17 protein-coding genes and 1 riboswitch are annotated in these 19,488 nt (G+C 46.2%); of the genes, 6 read left to right on the top strand and 11 right to left on the bottom strand.

The features are described from left to right. Nucleotides 1-87: 87 nt before the first annotated feature. Nucleotides 88-906 (bottom strand): EcsC family protein, encoded by an 819-nt coding sequence (locus NYE43_RS02480; RefSeq protein WP_185848266.1) that lies wholly within the window; start codon nt 904-906, stop codon nt 88-90. A gap of 119 nt (nt 907-1,025) precedes the next feature. Between NYE43_RS02480 and NYE43_RS02475 the strand changes: the two genes are divergently transcribed. The 4 genes from NYE43_RS02475 (at nt 1,026) to NYE43_RS02460 (ending at nt 3,699) form a co-directional block, all read left to right on the top strand. Further along, complete coding sequence (locus NYE43_RS02475) at nt 1,026-1,478, top strand: DUF2188 domain-containing protein (protein WP_024120271.1); 453 nt, start codon at nt 1,026-1,028, stop codon at nt 1,476-1,478. Nucleotides 1,479-1,555: 77 nt separating this feature from the next. Then, a complete protein-coding gene (locus NYE43_RS02470; protein WP_010333083.1) occupies nt 1,556-1,813 on the top strand; it encodes a GlsB/YeaQ/YmgE family stress response membrane protein in 258 nt (85 codons plus the stop codon). Nucleotides 1,814-2,044: 231 nt separating this feature from the next. Further along, nucleotides 2,045-3,322: an Nramp family divalent metal transporter gene (locus NYE43_RS02465; protein ID WP_049809886.1), complete on the top strand. Its 1,278-nt coding sequence runs from the start codon at nt 2,045-2,047 to the stop codon at nt 3,320-3,322. A gap of 107 nt (nt 3,323-3,429) precedes the next feature. Continuing rightward, nucleotides 3,430-3,699, top strand: coding sequence for a hypothetical protein (locus NYE43_RS02460; protein WP_010333081.1), 270 nt, complete (start codon nt 3,430-3,432; stop codon nt 3,697-3,699). A 258-nt stretch (nt 3,700-3,957) separates the two neighbouring features. Here NYE43_RS02460 and NYE43_RS02455 read toward each other — a convergent pair whose 3' ends face one another. The 10 genes from NYE43_RS02455 to lrpC all read right to left on the bottom strand — a co-directional run bounded on the left by NYE43_RS02455 (nt 3,958) and on the right by lrpC (nt 18,445). Further along, entirely contained in the window at nt 3,958-5,682 is a 1,725-nt protein-coding gene (locus tag NYE43_RS02455) for a pyruvate oxidase (RefSeq protein WP_095714111.1), read from the bottom strand. Between the two features lie 62 nt (nt 5,683-5,744). After that, nucleotides 5,745-6,197: an NUDIX hydrolase gene (locus tag NYE43_RS02450; RefSeq protein ID WP_101860304.1), complete on the bottom strand. Its 453-nt coding sequence runs from the start codon at nt 6,195-6,197 to the stop codon at nt 5,745-5,747. Nucleotides 6,198-6,253: 56 nt separating this feature from the next. Next, a complete protein-coding gene (gene kimA, locus NYE43_RS02445) occupies nt 6,254-8,077 on the bottom strand; it encodes a potassium transporter KimA (protein WP_024120267.1) in 1,824 nt (607 codons plus the stop codon). Nucleotides 8,078-8,266: 189 nt separating this feature from the next. After that, nucleotides 8,267-8,411: riboswitch (cyclic di-AMP (ydaO/yuaA leader) on the bottom strand. 136 nt (nt 8,412-8,547) lie between these two features. Next, nucleotides 8,548-10,659, bottom strand: coding sequence for a cellulose biosynthesis cyclic di-GMP-binding regulatory protein BcsB (locus tag NYE43_RS02440; RefSeq protein ID WP_185848267.1), 2,112 nt, complete (start codon nt 10,657-10,659; stop codon nt 8,548-8,550). A 5-nt stretch (nt 10,660-10,664) separates the two neighbouring features. Next, nucleotides 10,665-11,927: a glycosyltransferase family 2 protein gene (locus NYE43_RS02435; RefSeq protein WP_003240289.1), complete on the bottom strand. Its 1,263-nt coding sequence runs from the start codon at nt 11,925-11,927 to the stop codon at nt 10,665-10,667. Then, entirely contained in the window at nt 11,920-13,650 is a 1,731-nt protein-coding gene (locus NYE43_RS02430; RefSeq protein ID WP_185848268.1) for a DUF2334 domain-containing protein, read from the bottom strand. The genes NYE43_RS02435 and NYE43_RS02430 overlap by 8 nt, the downstream gene beginning before the upstream one ends. Then, the gene (locus tag NYE43_RS02425; protein ID WP_185848269.1) at nt 13,640-14,491 is read right to left on the bottom strand and encodes a diguanylate cyclase domain-containing protein; all 852 of its coding nucleotides are present in this window, start codon (nt 14,489-14,491) and stop codon (nt 13,640-13,642) included. Before NYE43_RS02425 ends, NYE43_RS02430 begins: the two co-directional genes overlap by 11 nt. Beyond that, nucleotides 14,472-15,566 (bottom strand): glycosyl hydrolase family 8, encoded by a 1,095-nt coding sequence (locus tag NYE43_RS02420; RefSeq protein WP_185848270.1) that lies wholly within the window; start codon nt 15,564-15,566, stop codon nt 14,472-14,474. Before NYE43_RS02420 ends, NYE43_RS02425 begins: the two co-directional genes overlap by 20 nt. Before the next feature lie 196 nt (nt 15,567-15,762). After that, on the bottom strand, nt 15,763-17,946 hold the full coding sequence (locus tag NYE43_RS02415) for a DNA topoisomerase III (RefSeq protein WP_341060777.1): 2,184 nt from the start codon (nt 17,944-17,946) through the stop codon (nt 15,763-15,765). A 64-nt stretch (nt 17,947-18,010) separates the two neighbouring features. Next, nucleotides 18,011-18,445: a transcriptional regulator LrpC gene (lrpC, locus tag NYE43_RS02410; RefSeq protein ID WP_010333071.1), complete on the bottom strand. Its 435-nt coding sequence runs from the start codon at nt 18,443-18,445 to the stop codon at nt 18,011-18,013. 182 nt (nt 18,446-18,627) lie between these two features. Between lrpC and NYE43_RS02405 the strand changes: the two genes are divergently transcribed. Together NYE43_RS02405 and NYE43_RS02400 are read left to right on the top strand one after the other, a co-directional pair. Next, nucleotides 18,628-18,918 (top strand): DUF3817 domain-containing protein, encoded by a 291-nt coding sequence (locus NYE43_RS02405; protein ID WP_010333070.1) that lies wholly within the window; start codon nt 18,628-18,630, stop codon nt 18,916-18,918. Between the two features lie 123 nt (nt 18,919-19,041). After that, nucleotides 19,042-19,479, top strand: coding sequence for a carboxymuconolactone decarboxylase family protein (locus NYE43_RS02400; RefSeq protein WP_024120261.1), 438 nt, complete (start codon nt 19,042-19,044; stop codon nt 19,477-19,479). Nucleotides 19,480-19,488: the final 9 nt, after the last annotated feature.

Here is a 19,488-nt window from a genome sequence, read left to right as displayed (position 1 = left end):
GCTGTCATTTCTTTTAAACAAACAAAACACATTGAGTGTGTTTTGACTGAAAAAGCAGACGGAATGCGGTGCCCGTCTGCTTTTCTTCTATTCATGATTCTGTTCTGTTTCTATGAGCCGCTCGAGGATGCGCCGCTTTTTATAGAGCATCATGCCTGTTTCGGTAATGTCATTTAAGGTCGAGCGATTAGCCGCCGCGCCAAAGACCATACCCGCGACCGGCACCATTTGAAAAAGCTTTTTCCAGCCAAAGGTGTCACGGTAGCCTAAAACCACTTCCCTCCAGCCTTGGATTTGGGAAGCGACATTCTTATATGTACGGTCCTGATCATAATCTTTTAATTCTCTCAGAATGGATTTTTTACCGACAACATCTGCTGAAGTAAGCTGCAAGCATTTTACGATAAAGACCCGCTCTTTTTTCTCCTTTGGATCATAGCCATAGGCCACTGCGATATCCTGCAGTGTTTTTAATGATAAACCGAGCACAGCCGGAATGTCTGCCGCCAGTGTAAATACGCCGCCCACACCCGTGGTCGCTCCCTGAACGGTTGCAGCGTTGATTCGGTTTTTGCCCATCGCTTCAGCAACATCATCCATAACAGTCAGAGGCGCTTTTTGTACGTCCTCCAGTGATTCAAAGGTTTGCTCGGGCAGTTTCTTTTGAAACGTTTTGATAATCTGTTTTTCCGATGTCAGGTACTGTCCTCCAGTTTGAACAAAGCTGCCCACCTCATCCAAAAGCTTGCCGATCTTTTTCTGGATGAATTCCGGCGTCAGCTTGTCCAGCAGCTGAAACGGGAGACGGCTGAGTTTTTCCCAAAACCAGACTTTTTGCTGCTCCTTTTCCCATTTCTCTATTTCTTTTAATTGCTGATGTAAGTCTTCTTTTCGTTCTGTTGTCACCCAACTCGCACTTCCCTTCCGTTTTTTTCTACTATATAGTATACCTTCATTTTTCTATAAAACGTTTTTATTTTTCACCTGCGGGTACCATTTTTATAAAAGCAGAAGGAGTGATGGATATGCCTTGGTCTATGAAGGATTACCCCGCTTCACTGAAAAATCTCGAGAAGCCTGTGAAGAAAAAGGCGATTGAAATTGCGAATGCCATGATTGATGAAGGCTATGAGGACGGACGCGCCATTCCGATTGCGACGAGCAAAGCAAAGGAATGGGCGGAAAACGCCTCAAAAAAGGAAATTGACGACTTCCTCAAACATGATGATGAAACAGAACGCGATGAGGAGGCAAACGATGACGCCAGACCTGAGCTAATGAATAAAGCGGAGCATGTCATCAAACATAAAAGTGGCTGGGCCGTCAAAGCTGAGGATGCCAAACGTGTATCTGAAATCAAGGATACGAAAAAGGAAGCGATTGAACGAGCGAAGGAAATTGCGGAACATAAAGGCACAGAAGTAATTGTTCATTTGGCTGACGGCAGTGTGCAGAGAAAGATAAAAACAGGATCATAACCAAATATGCTTTTGTACGTTTCGGATCTGTCTAGAACGGTAATTGATATATAAATCATTAAGGAGAGGTGAATATGATGCTTAGCTTTTTGGTTTCATTAGTTATTGCTATCTTAATTGGACTAATCGGAAGCGCCATCGTCGGCAATCGCATGCCTGGAGGAATCTTCGGTTCGATGATTGCAGGGCTGATCGGCGCATGGATCGGGCATGGCTTACTCGGAACTTGGGGACCAAGCCTTGCAGGATTTGCCATTATTCCGGCAATTATCGGGGCAGCGATCTTCGTATTCTTACTGAGCCTCGTATTCCGCGGACTGCGCAAGGAAGCCTAGATATTAGATGATTCAGGAGACATCGTTTCATACAGAAACGATGTCTTTTTATGTATGGACCTTATCAGATGCCCTACATATCATGTTACATAACAGGGAAAAATTTGAGTGTCATTTTTGAACATCATTGGTTGACAAGAAATCGTGATGGTCATATGATGTAGATAAAATAATTTGGTTTAAGGAAACTCTTTGTTGTATGGCAAAAACAATTAGAATTCAGGTGAGTACATGATGAATAAGGACATCACAGCACAATCTCCCCGTTCCAAAGCAGTCCAAGATGCGCTTGACGGGAAAAGCAGAGGATTCAGAGGACTGCTGCCTTTTTTAGGCCCGGCGTTTATTGCAGCCATTGCCTATATCGATCCCGGTAACTTCGCAACAAATATATCAGCAGGTTCTAAATATGGATATATGCTGCTATGGGTGATTTTATTTTCTAATATCATGGCGCTCTTGATCCAATCACTCTCCGCCAAACTCGGTATCGCGACAGGCAAAAACCTGCCTGAGGTCGCTCGTGAGGAATTTCCTAAGCCTGTCTCTATCGGCTTATGGATTCAAGGCGAGCTCGTCATTATCGCGACTGATCTGGCGGAATTTATCGGAGCGGCATTGGGACTGTATTTGCTGTTCGGCATCCCGATGCTCGAAGCGTCTATTATTGCGGCGATCGGCTCTTTCGCGATTTTGGAGCTTCAGCGCCGCGGTTATCGCTCACTTGAAGCCGGTATTGCCGGCATGCTGTTTGTAGTGGTCATCGCCTTTGCACTGCAGACCTTTTTTGCAAAGCCGGATGCCGTCTCAGTGATGAAAGGACTTTTCGTTCCGACATTTCATGGCACCGACAGCGTGCTTCTTGCAGCAGGTATTCTCGGCGCAACCGTTATGCCGCACGCCATTTATTTACACTCTGCCCTCACACAGCGGCGGGTGGTCGGCAAAACAGATGCTGAACGGAAGAAAATCTTCAGATTCGAATTTATTGATATTTTAATAGCGATGCTGATTGCAGGGGCTATTAATGCGAGTATGCTGATTGTGGCTGCCGCATTATTCTTCAAAAACGGGCTGTTTGTCGAGGACCTTGATGTCGCGTTTCAGCAGTTCGGTCATCTTGTCAGTCCTGTTTCAGCCGCGTTATTCGGAATCGGCCTGCTGGTTGCGGGCCTGTCCAGCTCGTCTGTCGGAACACTTTCAGGCGATGTGATTATGCAGGGATTTATCAACTACCGCATCCCGCTGTATGTACGGCGGTTCATCACAATCATTCCGCCGATCTTGATCATCGCATCAGGCGTCAATCCGACGTCGGCTCTTGTGCTGAGCCAGGTGGTTCTTTCCTTCGGCATTGCCTTTGCCTTAATCCCGCTTATTATGTTCACAAGCAATAAGCGGATTATGGGTTCGCTGATCAATGCCAAATGGGTAACAGTGGTTTCTTGGCTGATCGCTGTGCTGATTGTTGCTTTGAATGTGTTTTTGATCGTCGATACGTTCCGTTAGAAAAAAACCGGCTGAAAGAGCCGGTTTTTTATTTTGGCTTAAAAGCTCATTGATATCATTTTTTACAGAAATTTGTTATGATAGAAGAAAAAATCGGAGTTTTGATAATGTCAGTATTTATTCTGTTTTATTTATGGATTGTCCCTATTGTTATCGGAATTTTATGTTCTGTTATCGCTTATAAATCAACAGGTAAAAAAATGCGAATCGCGCCCGGCATCGCCATGGTGGTGCTCAGTATCATTTCCTTGATTACCGCTTTTACGGCCGGAGGCGCTAATTTTCACGTGTTTATCGGCGGAATGTTTTTATTCGGCACTTTATTAGTTGGTTCTGCTTTTCCTTTCTTTTTCGGACTTTCGAAAAAAGGGAAATAAGCTTATAAAGACATTCATTTTGTAAGATTTGATAAGAATAAACAGATGAAACAGACAAGGACAAATGCATCTGCTTTGAAAGAAGATGCATTTGTCCTTGTGTCTGTTTTGAGCACGGCGAAAATCATGACAGGCTGCATAGATCATTCCTGCTGATCCCAATAAATATACGAGTCATTTTAAAGGTTCAAACAACCGATTTTATGACTCACCCTCCGTAAAATCAAAAAACAGGAGCCTTCACGGGCCCCTGTTTTTTTAGAATAACCGTTTTAAGCTTTGTTTCAAAGACGGCATTTCAATTTTTTGGTTTTCGAAGAAGTTTTTCAGCATATATTTGCTGAAGCCTTTTGCCTGTCCGTAGGTGATTTTGCCGGGCAGCGGCGGTTCGTTTCCGATCATGACGTCGACAACGACCGGCTGATCGGAGTGAAGCGCCTCATGGAAAGCCGGTGCAAGTTCTTCCGCTCTCGTCACCTTGATGCCTTTTGCTCCGCAGCTTTCTGCAAATGCGGCATAGTCGACATTCTGAAGTTTTGTGACATAGTCGATGTTCCCTTTGACCTGCTGTTCATATTCAATCATGCCGAGATTTTCATTGTTTAAAATGACAACAGTAATCGGGAGCTTATATTTGACTGCGGTCGGGAGATCCTGCATGACCATGGAAAAGCCCCCGTCACCGCAGACTGCGATGGCTTGGCGCTCCGGTTCAGACAAGCTCGCCGCTATAGCTCCCGGCAGGCCGCATCCCATTGTCGCAAGCCAGCTGGAAACGATGAAATCCTGGTTGACGTTCATTTTGAAATGCCGTGCCATCCAGACGGTGACAGTGCCGACATCTACAGACAGCACCGCGTCTTCCGCTGCTGCCTCCTGAAGACGTGCGATGACCTGCTGAGGTTTAAGCGGTGTTGTCGCCTCAGTTTCATCTTTTTCGATTTCATTCCACCAATGCTGCATATGTTCAGTGCAGGCATTTAGGAATCTTCTGTCTTCCTTCCGTTCAATATACTCCGTCAATTCGCGCAGACCGAGAGCCGAGTCACAGACAAGCCCCGCTGTTACCGGATAGCGTTTGCCGATTTTCGCCGGGTCTGAATCAAGCTGGATGGCCGGTGTGTCTTCCGGCAAGTAATCACGATACGGGAACGAGGTGCCAAGCATAATTAACAAATCGCATTCTTCCATTGCCTCATAGGCCGGCTTTGTCCCAATCTGTCCAAGGTTGCCGAGAAAGTGCGGGTGCTTATCGGGAACAACGCCTTTTGCGGGGAGCGTGACGACGATCGGCGCCGCTGCTTTATCCGCAAATTCCAGCAGCTCCCGCTTCGCCTTCTTCATTCCCTGTCCCGCCAAAATGATCGGCTTTTTCGCATTGTTAATATATTGCGCGCATGTCACAAGCTGTTCTTTTTTCGGTTCAAGATTCCCTTCAATATACAACGGTGATGTATAAACGGGTTCCCGTTTGATTTTCTCCGCAAACAAATCATCTGACACACTTAATACCGCAACGCCTTTTTTGCTGTAGGCAGTGCGGATCGCCTGATTCAACAGATCCGGCAGTGACTCCGCGCTATGTACCTCCCTGTTAAACACTGCCACGTCTTCAAACATTTGCTCAAGCTTAATCTCCTGAAAGTAGTCCCGCCCGACTTCGCCTGAGGAAACCTGACCTGCAATCGCAAGCACAGGGGCGCCGTCCGCTTTTGCATCGTATAAACCGTTCAATAAGTGCACCGCACCCGGCCCTGCAATTGACAGGCAGACACCGATCTTGCCGGTGAGTTTTGCCTCAGCCGCGGCTGCCAGCGCTGCCACCTCTTCATGGCGGGTTTGGATGAATTCCAATTGATTTCTTTCGTGTCTCAGTTCCTCAATAAATTCGTTAATGCTGTCTCCGGGGATGCCGTAAACATGATCAACTCCCCAATGTTCAAGCAGTTCTGTCATTGTTTGTCCTGCTGTTTTGTGTGCCATGCCGTATCCTCCTTTTTCCTTTTTCAATACCACAGGGGGAGGCGTTTAAAACCCGGAGGCAACTATCGCTTGCTGTATTTCCTTCTGAACAGGTCTAGGGCCGCCAAAAAGCTGTTGTCCTTGACGGTAATCCGGATGCCCGCAGCGCCGTTTAGAAAATCTCTGATTTGCATTTTCCGGTTTGGCACCATCAAAAGCGGCAATCGCTCCGGCGAAAACCACTTCAGCCCGGCCGTTTCCATGCCGTTTTCTATCGCTTGTCCGCCTGTTATGTTCCCTGCAAACACATGCTGTTCGTCTTGAAACTTAGGTCTTTGATAGACACCCAATTTCCCGGAAGGCTCTATCAGATATCCCGTTTCTTCCATTACCTCCCGGACCGCCGCTGCCTCCGGGGTTTCTCCTGATTCAACCCGTCCGCCCGGCAAATCCCATAAAGGAACGTCTTTTCGTTTGACCAGCAGAATCTGCCGTTTTGTGTTTGTCACTATGACAAATGCCCCTTCCGTATACATCGCCATCTCCCCTTTATTTAAAAAAGACCAAGGAGATGTCCCTTGGTCTGAGCTGCTTACTTTTTAAAATGATACGGCAATGTGGCAACGATTATGTCCTTCTTCCAGAACAGCCGGACTCTGAGCAGGAAGGCTGACTGGTTGTGCAGAATGGTGTGCCAGCGTTTTTTTGTGATAAATTGCGGGAACAGCACCATGACAGAAAACTGTTTCTTCTTCGCTTTTGCTTCAACAGTTTCCAAAAACTTATCAAACGGATGGACCAGGCTTCTGTACGAAGAGTGAAGCGTGACGAGACGCACTCCATTATTCAGCTCTTCCCAGCGTTTTTCCACTTTCTTTTCCTGTTCTCTGTCAAACGACACGTGAACGGCAATGACCTGATCTGACAGTGATTTCGCATATTGAATGGATTTTTGCACGACGGTTGTGACGCCGGCTACAGGCACAATCACGACCGTACCTTTGATTTCTTCCGGCTGTTTGTTTACGATACGAAGCTGTTCACCGACAGCCGTATAGTGATTTTTAATCGCAAAAAACAAAAAAACGACGATCGGCATAAAGATTAAAACAGGCCATACGACATTAAACTTCGTGACAAACAGGATGGACAGAACCATAAACGATATCAATGCGCCGCAGGCGTTGATCAGCATTTTTCCAATCCAGCCTTTTGGTTTTTGTTTGATCCACTTGATGCACATCCCTGTTTGTGAAAGGGTAAATGGAATAAACACACCGACCGCGTATAGCGGGATTAAGTGCTCCGTCTGCCCTCCAAATAACAGAATCAGCACAATTGAGGCAACGCCTAAAAAGATAATCCCGTTTGAGAAGCCTAAGCGGTCGCCTCTTACTGTAAACATGCGCGGCATGTATTGGTCTCTCGCCAAGTTGAAGGCAAGCTGCGGGAAGGCTGAAAAGCCCGTATTCGCCGCAAGGACCAAAATTAACGATGTCACACCCTGAATGACATAGTAGAACACATTTCTGCCGAAGGTATCCGACGCGATTTGTGAAATGACCGTTTCATTCGGTTTCGGAGCCGTCCCGTAACCGTATGCAAGTACTGTGATACCGGCAAACAGAACCGCAAGCAAGATCCCCATCATAGCCAACGTTCTCGCCGCGTTTCGCGCAGGCGGGTTTTTGAAGGCTGGAATCGCGTTGGAGATCGCTTCAACTCCGGTGAGCGCGGAGCAGCCGGATGAAAAAGCCTTAAGCAGCAAAAACAGCGTAATGCCGGCTACCGGTGTGCCGATCGGTGTATGATGGACTGGCTGATCAATTTGTCCTGTCATAAGCTTAAAAAGACCGACGGCAATCAGGATGAAAAGCGCCGCCACAAACAGATACACCGGGTAAGCAAGAATCGATGCTGATTCTGACAGCCCCCGCAGATTTAAAATCATAATCACTAAAACAAGTAAAACAGCAATCGGTATATGGTAATCATGCAGTGCCGGGAACGCCGACGTGATGGCGTCCGTCCCTGCGGAAATACTTACTGCTACAGTTAATATATAATCGACAAGCAATGAACCGCCTGCAATCAGCCCGGGCTTTTCGCCGAGGTTTTCTTTTGATACAACATACGCCCCGCCGCCCTGCGGATAAGCGTAAATAATTTGCCTGTATGAGAGAATCAGCGCGAGCAGCAAAATGAGTACGCCGACCGCTATCGGAATGGAATACCAAAATGCAGCAGCGCTTACCGCCGCCAATATGATAAGAATTTGTTCCGTTCCGTAAGCGACAGATGATAAAGCATCTGAGGAGAGCATGGCAAGCGCCTTTAATTTCGTCAGTTTTTGTTCTCCTGCTGCTTGTGATTTTAACGGTTTCCCAATCAAAAAACGTTTGATTGAATGATACATCGATGTCTTCCCCTTTTAATTTCATTTTTCATTAAAACAATAAAACATCCGCATCTGCTCTCACATTTTGTAATAGTCCTTTCTGCTATGATGTCTCTGTATGCGATTTACATCCTGAAAATTGAACAGCAAAAAACACAGAGGCAAACGGATGCCCCTGTGCCTTAACATCGAACACAGGTTTCATTCATCTCCTCTCATGAACGCTTACGAGGTTAGCTGACGGATTCGGGCATATGAGAGTTTGCCCTACCTAAAAAGGATTCACCCCGAGCGGCAAAATGCCGCCAAAATGGGTCCCCCGCTCTGTTTACAGATTAAGCGATTTGTTTTCTAAAAGAGATCATACTCCCGTTTACGTATGTTGTAAAGAGGCTTATCGGCCGGGAGAAAAAAATAAAATGACAGGTTCCACAAATGGAAAATTTAAACCAAAAATAAAAAAACAGAGGCTGATATCAGCCTCTGCCTTATTCTCTGTCTGTCTTTCTCTTTCTTCGTCTAACGGTTACCCAAATGAAGGCTGCCGCAATTACCATCATGAGAGCCAGCACGCCGATATACAGCAGTTGTTGCCCATGATCTTGTGCTGTTTTTTCTGTTTCAGAACTGTTTGTTTCCGATTTGAGCTGCTGGTGGTTTGTAAACACCTGCTGGCTGTTTGTTTCATTGATGACGGTCGCCGTGTCATCATTGCTGTTCAAAAAGCTGATGATTTCTTTTGTGACGGCCGCGCCATTTCCTTTCAGCGGCGCAAAAACAGCCATCGTATAATTTGAATCCCATAAAGACGCTTGGGTAAATGCCACTTGTTTCGTCGTCTCGTTCAGCATTTCAAAGCCCGACACGTCAAACGAGCCGTTTTTCGCTTGAGGCACGAGCAGATCAGAAGATTTCTCTTTCAAAAGAGAGAACTGGCTGATGCCGCCGATGAAAATTAAGTTCCGGCCTTTCGCGTCCTCCGCTTTAACTTCAGATGCTTTCCTTACTGTGAAAGATTGCTGGGCTTCGCTTCCAAAAGAATCAGTAACGAGAGAAAGCTCCTTAAGCTTGGATTTGCTCACGCTGTCAGGAAGCACAATCAGTGTTGCCTGTTCCTGATTTCCGGCGTATGGAAGCGGCCATTCTTTAAAATCGGCTGACGGAGATGTGCCTTTGATTGTGTAAGACAATGTGCTGCTTTTATCAATAAAGACCCATTTCTCTTCGTCCGTTGTGTTGCAAGGGTTGTTTTCCTTTAAGCCCGTGGTGATAAACTGTATATCAATGTAGCGGTTTTTCTGCAGCAGCTCCGGGTCTACTTTCAGCGTGACATGATAGTATCCGTTTTTATCTTCTTTCCCTAATTCATCAAGGCGAACTGAATGCGGCTGACCGTTGATGAGGACCTTCAGCTCTGCTGCTTGAGAGGCTGAACCGCTTTCTGCCGCGGCTGCTTGAATCGTTTCCGATTTCTTTAGTTTAAGCGACAGCTTGGCTGATTGATTTTGGTCTATCATCGCAGAAGCCGGATAAAAATAATGTGCTGAAGATGTTTTGTCAGCTCCGATTGTCATATCTTCTGCCCCGAATTTCTCAAGGGTCAGCTTATTGCTTACCTGCTTTTCAGCCTTCTGAAGCTTGCCAATTGAAAGTGTTTCCCCGCTTAGCTGGCCGGTGTAAGTCTGATCGGCGATGACGCTGATTTTTTCTGAGAGCACATCATCAGATGCCGCTTGTGCAAACAGAACCGGCTGCTGCTTGCCCTGTGCTTTCAGCACGCGCTCCGCAAGCAGAAGTTTTTCTCCTTTTGCCTGTAAGCCGGCTTGTTTGATCAGCTTCTTCACCTTGCCGTTCCAATGCTTATCCACTCCGATGAAAATGGTCGGCTTGTCGATTTGCTTCACTTCAGATTCCTTCACAAACGAAATGCTGACACTGCTGTCCGCAGTTTTCAGGTAGCCTTCTGTTTTGACAGCCGCTTCAATTTCTGCCGAGCTCGGGTTATCCGGAATGACAATAGCAGTCTCTTCCGCTGTATTTCCCGATTGGGCAAATGGGTATGGGTAATGTTCAAGTGACGTTCCCTTCGCTTCGCTGCTGTCCGCTAGTGTCAGGCGGCTGTCCGGATAAATTTTGATCCAGTTGCCGGACGTATCCTGTCTGACGCAGACGCCCTCTTTCATGACGCCGTAAAATTTCAGTGATACGCTGTGATAGCCTGGGGCGGACTGGCTTTTGTTCAAGTTCAGCTTCAGTATTTTCCGTTTTGAATCGCCGTTTAGCTTTAACGTTTTTACCGGTTCATTGTCAATTACAGCCGTTAACGATGAAGGAGAAATTAAGAGATCTGATGCCTCATATTCAATCACCAATTGCTGGCTGCCGGAAGAGGCGCCTGCCGGAATCTGATACGTCAGTTCCGCGCTGTCTTTTGATCCGTACAATGTCATAAGATCGTTTGTCAGCACCTGCTGTTTGGCTTGTTCACGGCTGCTTTTGCCCAGAAGCGAGCCATCGACCTGCATCTCTTGAGCGAAGGCCGATTGTCCAGTCGCTGCCAGCAGCAGAAAGCTTGTAAGAAAAATAAGTAGTTGTTTCAAAAAGGTCACCCGCTTTTATGTTGATTGTATCGTTCTGTTTTGTACCATTTGACCTCTTGCTTGAATAAACGGTGCTTGATTTCTACGAATAAAGAATAGATCACGAGCACAATCCATGCCTGCGAGTACGTAAAGTACATAAGAAATACGATAAAGAAGTTTTGCCTGTTCATTTCTGTTTTTTCGATGCTTAACGTAATCATGACCTCCGTCATAAATAAGAAAAACGCCAAAATCCAAAGGATCATTGCCAAAAACCCGACCGACAAATGCAAATCATAAAACAGATTGACCACAAATATCGTGTTTGACATGATCACGCCAAAGAAAAACAGGAAATACGTAAAGAAAAAGTAAAACAAGTCAAAGATAATCCGTTTTCGTTTCAGTTTGAAAAACTGCGCCAAAAACTTCAGGACGACATATTGGTTGCCGCGCGCCCATCTCGTCCGCTGGCGCCACCACACCTTCCACGTTTCCGGCTCCTGCTCCCAAGTAATAGCTGCCGGGAAAAAGCGGATGTGATAGCCGAGGTTATACACCCGGATGGTCAGCTCGGTATCTTCAGCCAGCGCTTTATCATCCCAGCCCCCGAGCTTTTCAATAATACTTCTGCGGATCGCGAAGTTGGTTCCGGGAATGGTAGCGATTTTGAACCACTTCCATCTGCCTCCCTGCGCCATCCACTGAAAACAGATCGTTTCAATATTGATAAACTTCGTCAGCAGCGTTTTTGCCGCATTGATGACGCGGAATTTCCCCACCACTGCGCCTGCCTTCTCGTCATTCATCAGACCGAGAACAAGATAATACACGGCCATTTTTTCAGGCGTGTTGTCGGCGTCATATACACAAATGACATCGCCGTTCGATTCAGCAAAACCGGAGTTGAGCGCCGAGGATTTGCCTTTTCCGGCGTTAGGCGGTTTTGTGATCACCATTTTGATAAAATCGTATTTCTCGGAAAATTCATTGACGATATCACCCGTCCGGTCTGAAGAATTATCGTTTACCACAATAATCTCCAGCCGGTCCTTCGGATAATAAAGATTCACCATTGCCTTCAGCGTCTGCCGAATCACAACTTCTTCATTATGGGCCGGGATGAGCACACTGACCTTCGGCAGCTCCTTCATGTTTTCTCTCCACTTCGGAATGTTCCGCTCGAAGGTCATGTAGTGGCGGAATCCGCCTTGCATGAGAAACATGTGATAGAGAAGCATCACCCATATTAAACTTAGCGAGATAAAGAACAGCGTATTACCCAAGGCTTCTTCTCTCCTTAAACATTCGTTTTTTCAATGTGGCTCTCAAGTAAAACGTATAGCTGACAAACATCACGACAAACAAGAGCACAACGGCGGAGAGAATCCATAACGCCTTTTCCAGCGGGGTTTGCCGATGGTGGTCAAAAAACTCGCCAATGGCACTTACATTGTTTTTTACGTGAACCGTTCCGTCACCGCTTGTATGGATTTCCACTTTGTCCGTTTTGACAGTTTGCTGCGTTTTCTTCAAATCAAGCCATTCACTGTCCGGAATGCGTTCCATCTGGTCAACGAGCTCCGGCAAATATTTCATCCCGAGATACGGGTGATAAAACCCTCCGGCCACTCCGCCTTCAAAATCAATCATCTGGGAAATGTGTTCCGCCATATCGCCGAGCGGGTTTTGCTTTGATGTATCGACAAAACCGATTGTTTCCGGATACAGTGTCATCCCATGCAGCATAGCTGGTTTGGTCAAAAAAGGGGATGCACCGGAGGTTTTCCATGTTGTATCGCTGAGCTGCACCTGCCCGAAAATGCTTGAGAAATACTGTGAAGCCATTTGATAGCCGTACTCAGACATCGTATAGTGCGGGGCTTCAAATGCCAGCGGATAAAGTCCTGCCGAGGTTAAATCCTCAATGGCGTGCGTCAGCTTTTGCCTTGTATATGTTTCTTCCTTTTCCTGAAACGGCTTCAAATAGCTCTTATAGGCCTGTTCGTTCGGAAAAGCCTGTTCCTTTTCCAAAATGGACGGGGTGTCATCAGCATTTTCCGAAGTGATCGGCTGGTCCGCCTTGGCATCCCAAAATTCGAAGCCCTCTCCTGTTTCACTGTGGCGATAGGCGTGTGTGTAGCCATGAACAATGATACTGCCGCCCATGCTTTGCAGTTTTTTCAATACCTTGACCATCTTCGGTTTATCAGACAAATACACTTTATCGCCTGTTTCCGGATTCAGATACACAGGAATGACTGACAGGATAAAAGGCACATGTCTCTTGTACAGATATGTACCGGCTTGAAGCAGCAATGTTTCATCAGACATCGGGCTGATATCCTCCAGCCGCAAATATAAAAGCGCGGTTCCGGCCTTCTCTCCAAATGCTTCACGAAGCTCTTTCGCAACGATCAGATTGTCATTTAACAGATTGGTTAAGCCGATGTACACATTTGATTTATCCGTTTTCCATATAAACGGACTCGTTTTGCCGTCATCAGATGTAAAGGTATACAGCCCCTTTCCTTTCAGGCCTGATACGCTCAGCACGTGAAGCCCGCTCTCTAAGGAGACATCGTTTTTTTCCGTGCTGCTGTGAATCTGATAGACATGTTCTTTTCGGGTTAAGGAAAGACCGGAAAATTGGCTAATTTGTCCGGCGTTATAGCCGATGGCGACGACGGGTTTTTTTACGCCGCTGATAAGAGACACCAGTTTTTTGCTGAGCTTTCTTTTCGTTTGCCCGTAATAGATGACATGTTCTTTGCCTTTCACATCAGATGCTGTAACATCCGAATCTTTTCTGACCGTGACATGAGTTGCAAAATGGCCAGCCAATAAATCGAGCATTTTGACTTGAGGCGACTCTTTGCCGTCCAAGGTTGAATAGATGATGAGAATGCCGTCATCCTTCTCCTTCGCTTGGGCAGAAATAGGAAAAGAAGCAATAGCTGTCAGCATCAGAACGGACACGCAGAGTAGCGTTATTCTTTTAAAGTTCATTCATCATCATCTCGTTTTCCAGTTCTTCTAAAAATTGATCAGCTGTCCTTATATCTCTTCGATAAGGTAAATAACAGACATGGAACGTAAGCGACACATACTTTCCGTTTGTCAGCTGATACGTGTCCAGCTGTTTTTTCAGCTTTGTCAGGACGGCCGGCATATGTTCAGCCGGCGTGTGTGTCAGCACAATGCCGAAGCGCTCATCAGAGGGGCGGAATTTTTTATCCGTTTCCCGGACGCTTGACCTGATTTGCCGGCTGACGAATTGAAAGAGAAGGTCGGTCTCTTTCTCCCCGTACAAAGACTTAAATTCCTTGAAATAATGCATATGAAGCAGCAAAAAGACAAAGGAATTGCCGTAGCGCTCCGCCCGTTTGATTTCCTCTGACAGTTCCAGCTTCATTCTTTGCTTATTATCAAAGCCCGTCACTCTATCGACAGCCACGAAGCTTTTGATTTCAGATTGAAGACGTTTGACTGAATGGCGCAGCTCTGCTGCGATATCATGAATTCTTCCTGATATAAAGGAAAACAGCAAAAGCGCAATTCCCCACATGATAAGCATGCGCAGCCCGTCTTCAGCTGAAAACATCACAGCCTGTCCAGTCTGAAAAAACATCATGAGCGTGCCGAGAACAAAGAGAACGATTAAGGTGACCGCCAGCGCGTAAATCGGACCGAACCAAATGCCGGCCCCGATCACGACAAATGTAATGCAAATGATCAGAAAGCCCTCCGACTGCTCGGCGGACACATAAAAAATAAACAGAGACAGGGCTGCGATGAGCCCTGAAAGATAAGCATATAATTTTTGTGATTCATTGAATGATCGTTTCATTAAAAAGCTTCCTTTCGGCTAACAGCGGCAGCAGATTGTCGAACGAGTGCGTGTCGGAGCCGCTCATGTAACCCCCATAATACGGTTTCGCCGGATCAAGAATTTCAAAGTCATTCATTCTATCATAAATCGCTTTGATGACCGAGCTGTCTTCATGCTGTTTTGTTAAAAATAAAACAGCTAACGCGTATACGGACGGCGACTCATATTGGACGGCAGGCTCCTTCGTATCTGCCACATATCGTCCGTACAGCTTTCCGTTTGCCTGAAATTCCTTTTTGACCCACTCTGCTATCACATCGGCTTTTTCATCCCCTTCCGGCAAATGCCACGCGGCGTACAGCTGGTCAATGACGTTTACTTCACTGTCATATTTGTACTGCTTCGACTCTGCGCTGTACGTCTTTGGCAGGAAACCATTCTTTAAAGGGGCTAGATAGAGAACATCGGCATTTCGCTGTTCTGTTTCTTCGTCTATGATTCCATACTTTTTCAAAACAGCTAGTGCATCGGGCATGACATACGAAAGCGTCACGTCCTTTGAAGCGGCATGAGAGGCTGAATCGTAAAAGTCTGTAAACATCCCGTTGTACATGTTGTATATCTTTAAAGCCGTGCCAATATCACGGGCAGTTTTTTCATATTGGCTGCTCCCCCAAAGAGCAGCTGCCTGATCGAGAGACACCATGATTCTCATATCATCAATCAGCGCGTTTGTCCCGCTCGCTTGACCGTTTTGTATCTTCCATGTCACCAACTGATGATTCAGAAGAAAAGAATCCCTCAGATGCTGATATTGCTCCTGAAAATGCGAGGCATCTTGTCTGCTGACCAAAAACTCCATCCACAGGCCAATCGATTCTGATAAATAGGAGGGCTGATCTGAGAAATCCGTTTTGATAAGCCCTTGGTCATTCATAAGATTGTGATAGATGAAATACTCCGCCGGCTGAAGCGGGCGGGTATTCATATCTGCCTCAGACTGATATAGGGTTTTATTCCCAGCTTCAGCACACCCTGCGGAAAGTCCGATAGATAAGCAAAATAAGATAGCAGCGACCAACACATGCCGCACAGGCAAGTCCCCCTTTGTCGTCCGAAGCGAATCAGACGCACCAATATATGACGAAATTATTACTGCCATGTTACAAATTATATTAACTATAAAAGAAAAAAACGAAGATTACTAGCTTTTTTTCCCCTTTTTGAACTTTCAAAAAACAGGACCTAAGTCCAATAAAAAAACCTGTGCGAATCGCACAGGTTTCTTTTTATTGATCCAAACCGAGTTTCTTCAGCTGTTCCGCCAGCGCATTGTTAATCGATTCGTCTTTATTTTGTTTTTTCATATAAGAAGAGACGTCCCGCTTTGTAGCGCGCCCTTTGTCTTTGTTTTTCCGTTTTTCAAATACAGAAAGCTTCTCACGGTGCCCGCAAACACACGCGAAGGTCTGGCCTTCTCCTTGGCCGCGAAGCTCCATTCTTTTATGGCAGTTCGGGCAGCGCGCGTTTGTTTTTCTGGCGATCGTTTTTCTGCTTCCGCATTCCCGGTCTTGGCACACGAGCATGGTGCCGCGCTTGCCGTTGACCTTCAGCATCATTTTGCCACACTCCGGACATGCCGTTCCCGTGATGTTATCATGTCTGAAGGTTTGGCTGCTGTTTTTGATTTCTGTTACCGTTTGCTTAGCATAAGCCTTCATGTCTTTAATAAAGACAGCGGATTTTAATTTTCCGGCCGCAATGGCGGACAGCTTTTGTTCCCACTCTGCCGTTAAGGCAGGTGATTTCAAATCCTCAGGAACGAGCTGCAGGAGCTGTTTTCCTTTTGAGGTGATAAAAATGTCTTTGTCTTTTTTCTCAATTAAAAAGCTGTTGAACAGTTTTTCGATAATATCGGCACGCGTTGCAACCGTGCCGAGACCGCCTGTTTCGCCAAGCGTTTTGACAAGGCCTTTTTCTTCTCCCTGCATAAAGGCGCTTGGGTTCTCCATAGCTGACAGCAGCGTCCCTTCATTAAAACGGGCCGGCGGTTTGGTTTGGCCGCTTGTTTCAGTTAATGTGCGAACAGTGAGCGAGGCGCCTTTTTGCAGAGCCGGCAGCGTCTGATCTCTGTCGTCCTCCTGCTCGTCATCCTCGTCAACCATATCATAAACAGCTTTCCAGCCTTGTAACTGTACGGTTTTTCCCTTCGCCGTAAAGGTTTCTCCGCCGATTTCTGCCATGACCTTTGTTTCTTCATATTCGAAAGCCGGCATCAGCACAGCCAAGAAACGTTTGGCAATCAGGTCATACAGCTTGCGTTCTTTATCGCTGAGACTGCTGAGAACAAGCGGCTCTTCAGTCGGGATAATCGCATGGTGGTCTGACACCTTAGCATCATTGACGTAGCCTTTGTGCGATTTGATGCCGCGCTTTTTAATTTGAGTGACATATTGGGCATACGGTTTCACTTCCATGCCCTCCAGCCGGTCTTTTAAGGTTGGGACAATGTCACTGGATAAAAACCGTGAGTCTGTCCGCGGATATGTGACAAGCTTGTGCTGCTCATACAGCTTCTGCAGAACTGAGAGCGTTTCTTTTGCGGAAAATCCGAAGCGTTTGTGGGCGTCCCGCTGGAGTTCCGTCAAGTCGTAAAGCGCAGGAGCAAAGCTTTTTTTCGCTGTTTTTTTCAGTTCAGCGACCACCGCCTGTTTTCCATCAAGTTCTTTTAGCAAACGGCTTGTCACGCCTTGATCGAATGTTCTCGTCTGCTTCGATTTTTTGTCCTGCCACGTCAGCGTCATTCCATCGACTGCTGCGCGAATGCCGTAATACGGTACAGGCTTAAAGGCTTGGATGTCCGCTTCGCGCTTGGCAATCATGGCTAGCGTCGGCGTCTGCACACGTCCGCATGAAAGCTGGGCATTGAATTTTGTGGTGAGCGCACGGGTCGCGTTAATGCCGACAATCCAATCCGCTTCTGCTCTGGCAACGGCTGAGTGGTACAGATTTTCATACTCTTTGCCGCTGCGCAGCTTTTGAAAACCTTCCTTGATCGCTTTGTCCGTTACAGATGAAATCCACAGCCGTTTGATCGGTTTGCGGACGTTCGCTTTTTCAATGATCCAGCGTGCGACGAGCTCACCTTCCCGGCCGGCATCAGTGGCGATGACGATCTGATTGACATCTTTGCGGGTAAGCTGCGCTTTCACCGCATTGAACTGCTTTACGGTTTTTTTGATAACAACAAGCTTTAGCGGTTCGGGGATAATCGGCAGATCCTCAAGCCGCCATGATTGAAATTCTTTTCCGTAGCCTTCCGGATCAGCAAGTGTCACCAAATGGCCTAAAGCCCATGTGACAATATATTGATCTCCTTCGAGATAACCGTTCCCTTTTTTATGGCACTTCAGCACCCGGGCCAAATCGCGGCCGACTGAAGGTTTTTCAGCTAATACAACTGTTTTTGACATGCTTGATCACTTCTCTTTCTTTCACGCTCATCCTTTTATTATAACAGACTTGAACAAACACTCTCTAACCGCGCCCGTTTTTCGTGTCAATTTCTGAGAAAATGACGTGAGTGACGGTTTGGGCGTAAGGCGTTGTTTTGTTGATGAAAGCTTCTACTGCTTCAAGGCTCTCCGCGTTGATTTTCAGTATATAGCAGGCCGCTCCCGCAATCCGGTAGCAAAATTCAATATTCGGCAGCGTTTGAATGTAGCTTTTGAATCGATCGTAATCCCCGTTTTTGACGGTTGCCTCGACAATACAGGAAACTGGAAGGCCAAGTTTTTTCTGATCAACCTCCAGCGTATATTGCTTAATGATGCCAAACGATTCCAGCTGTCTCACCCGTTCGGTGACCGATGGCGGGGACAGCTTAATTTTCCTTCCTAACTCCCTCATGGACAAACGGCTGTCTTTTTTCAGTTCCGCAATGATATTCAAATCAATTTGGTCAAGTTTCATATCAAAATCCTTCTTTTATTTTTGTTCACATTATCTCGGGAATTTGTGTAAATGACAAGACTGAGGTCCAAGATAGATTTTTTAAATATGAATGTTTTCCGAACATTTTCTCAAACTTGTCATATATGCCCGCCGGATTGTTTATAGTATAGATGAAAACGTGTCCACAAGGAGGGCGATTTATGCTGCAAACGCCGATCGGAAGACTTCGCACGATGGGTTTTATTGAAGGAATGTCACTCTTAATCCTGCTTTTCGTCGCCATGCCGCTCAAATATTGGGCAGGCCTTTCGCTTGCGGTAACAATTGTCGGTTCTGTTCACGGCGGATTGTTTATTTTGTATTTGCTTGTGTTGGCCTATGTGACGTTCTCTGTGAAATGGTCGCTGAAATGGTCAGCCGCCGGTTTCGTCGCCGCATTCGTCCCATTCGGAAACTTTCTGTACGACCGCGGATTAAGAAACTTTAAATAAACGATAAAGCGGCATGTTGTGCGCTGCACTGTTAAGAAAAACAGCTTGGATCTGCTTCAGGCTGTTTTCTTTTTAACCCAATCATCATGTAATAATGATACAGCAGTGAAAGGAGAGGGAATGATGACGAAGAGGATTCCCTACGATCAAATAGCACCTGATGGGTTACATATCATGATGAATATGGAGGCATACACGAAAACATCCGGCATTAACCGGACAACAAGAGAGCTAATGAAAATAAGAGCATCACAATTGAACGGCTGCGCCTACTGCATTAACATTCATACGAAAGATGCCCGAAAAATGGGAGAAACCGAACAGCGTATTTACGGATTAAACGCTTGGGAAGAGTGCAGTTTTTATACACCTGAAGAAAAAGCAGCATTATTGCTGACGGAGCATGTCACTTTTATTTCTAACAAGCGTATGCCTGATGATGTTTATCAGGAGGTGCGTAAATTTTATAATGAAAAAGAATATGTTGATCTCATCCTCATCATTAATCAGATTAACAGCTGGAACCGAATCGCCATCTCTATGGGCAACATCGCCGAATAAATAAAAAGC

This window comes from Bacillus sp. FSL R5-0434 (assembly GCF_038004745.1).
GTDB lineage: Bacteria > Bacillota > Bacilli > Bacillales > Bacillaceae > Bacillus > Bacillus halotolerans.
This window is presented reverse-complemented; position numbering and strand designations above follow the sequence as displayed.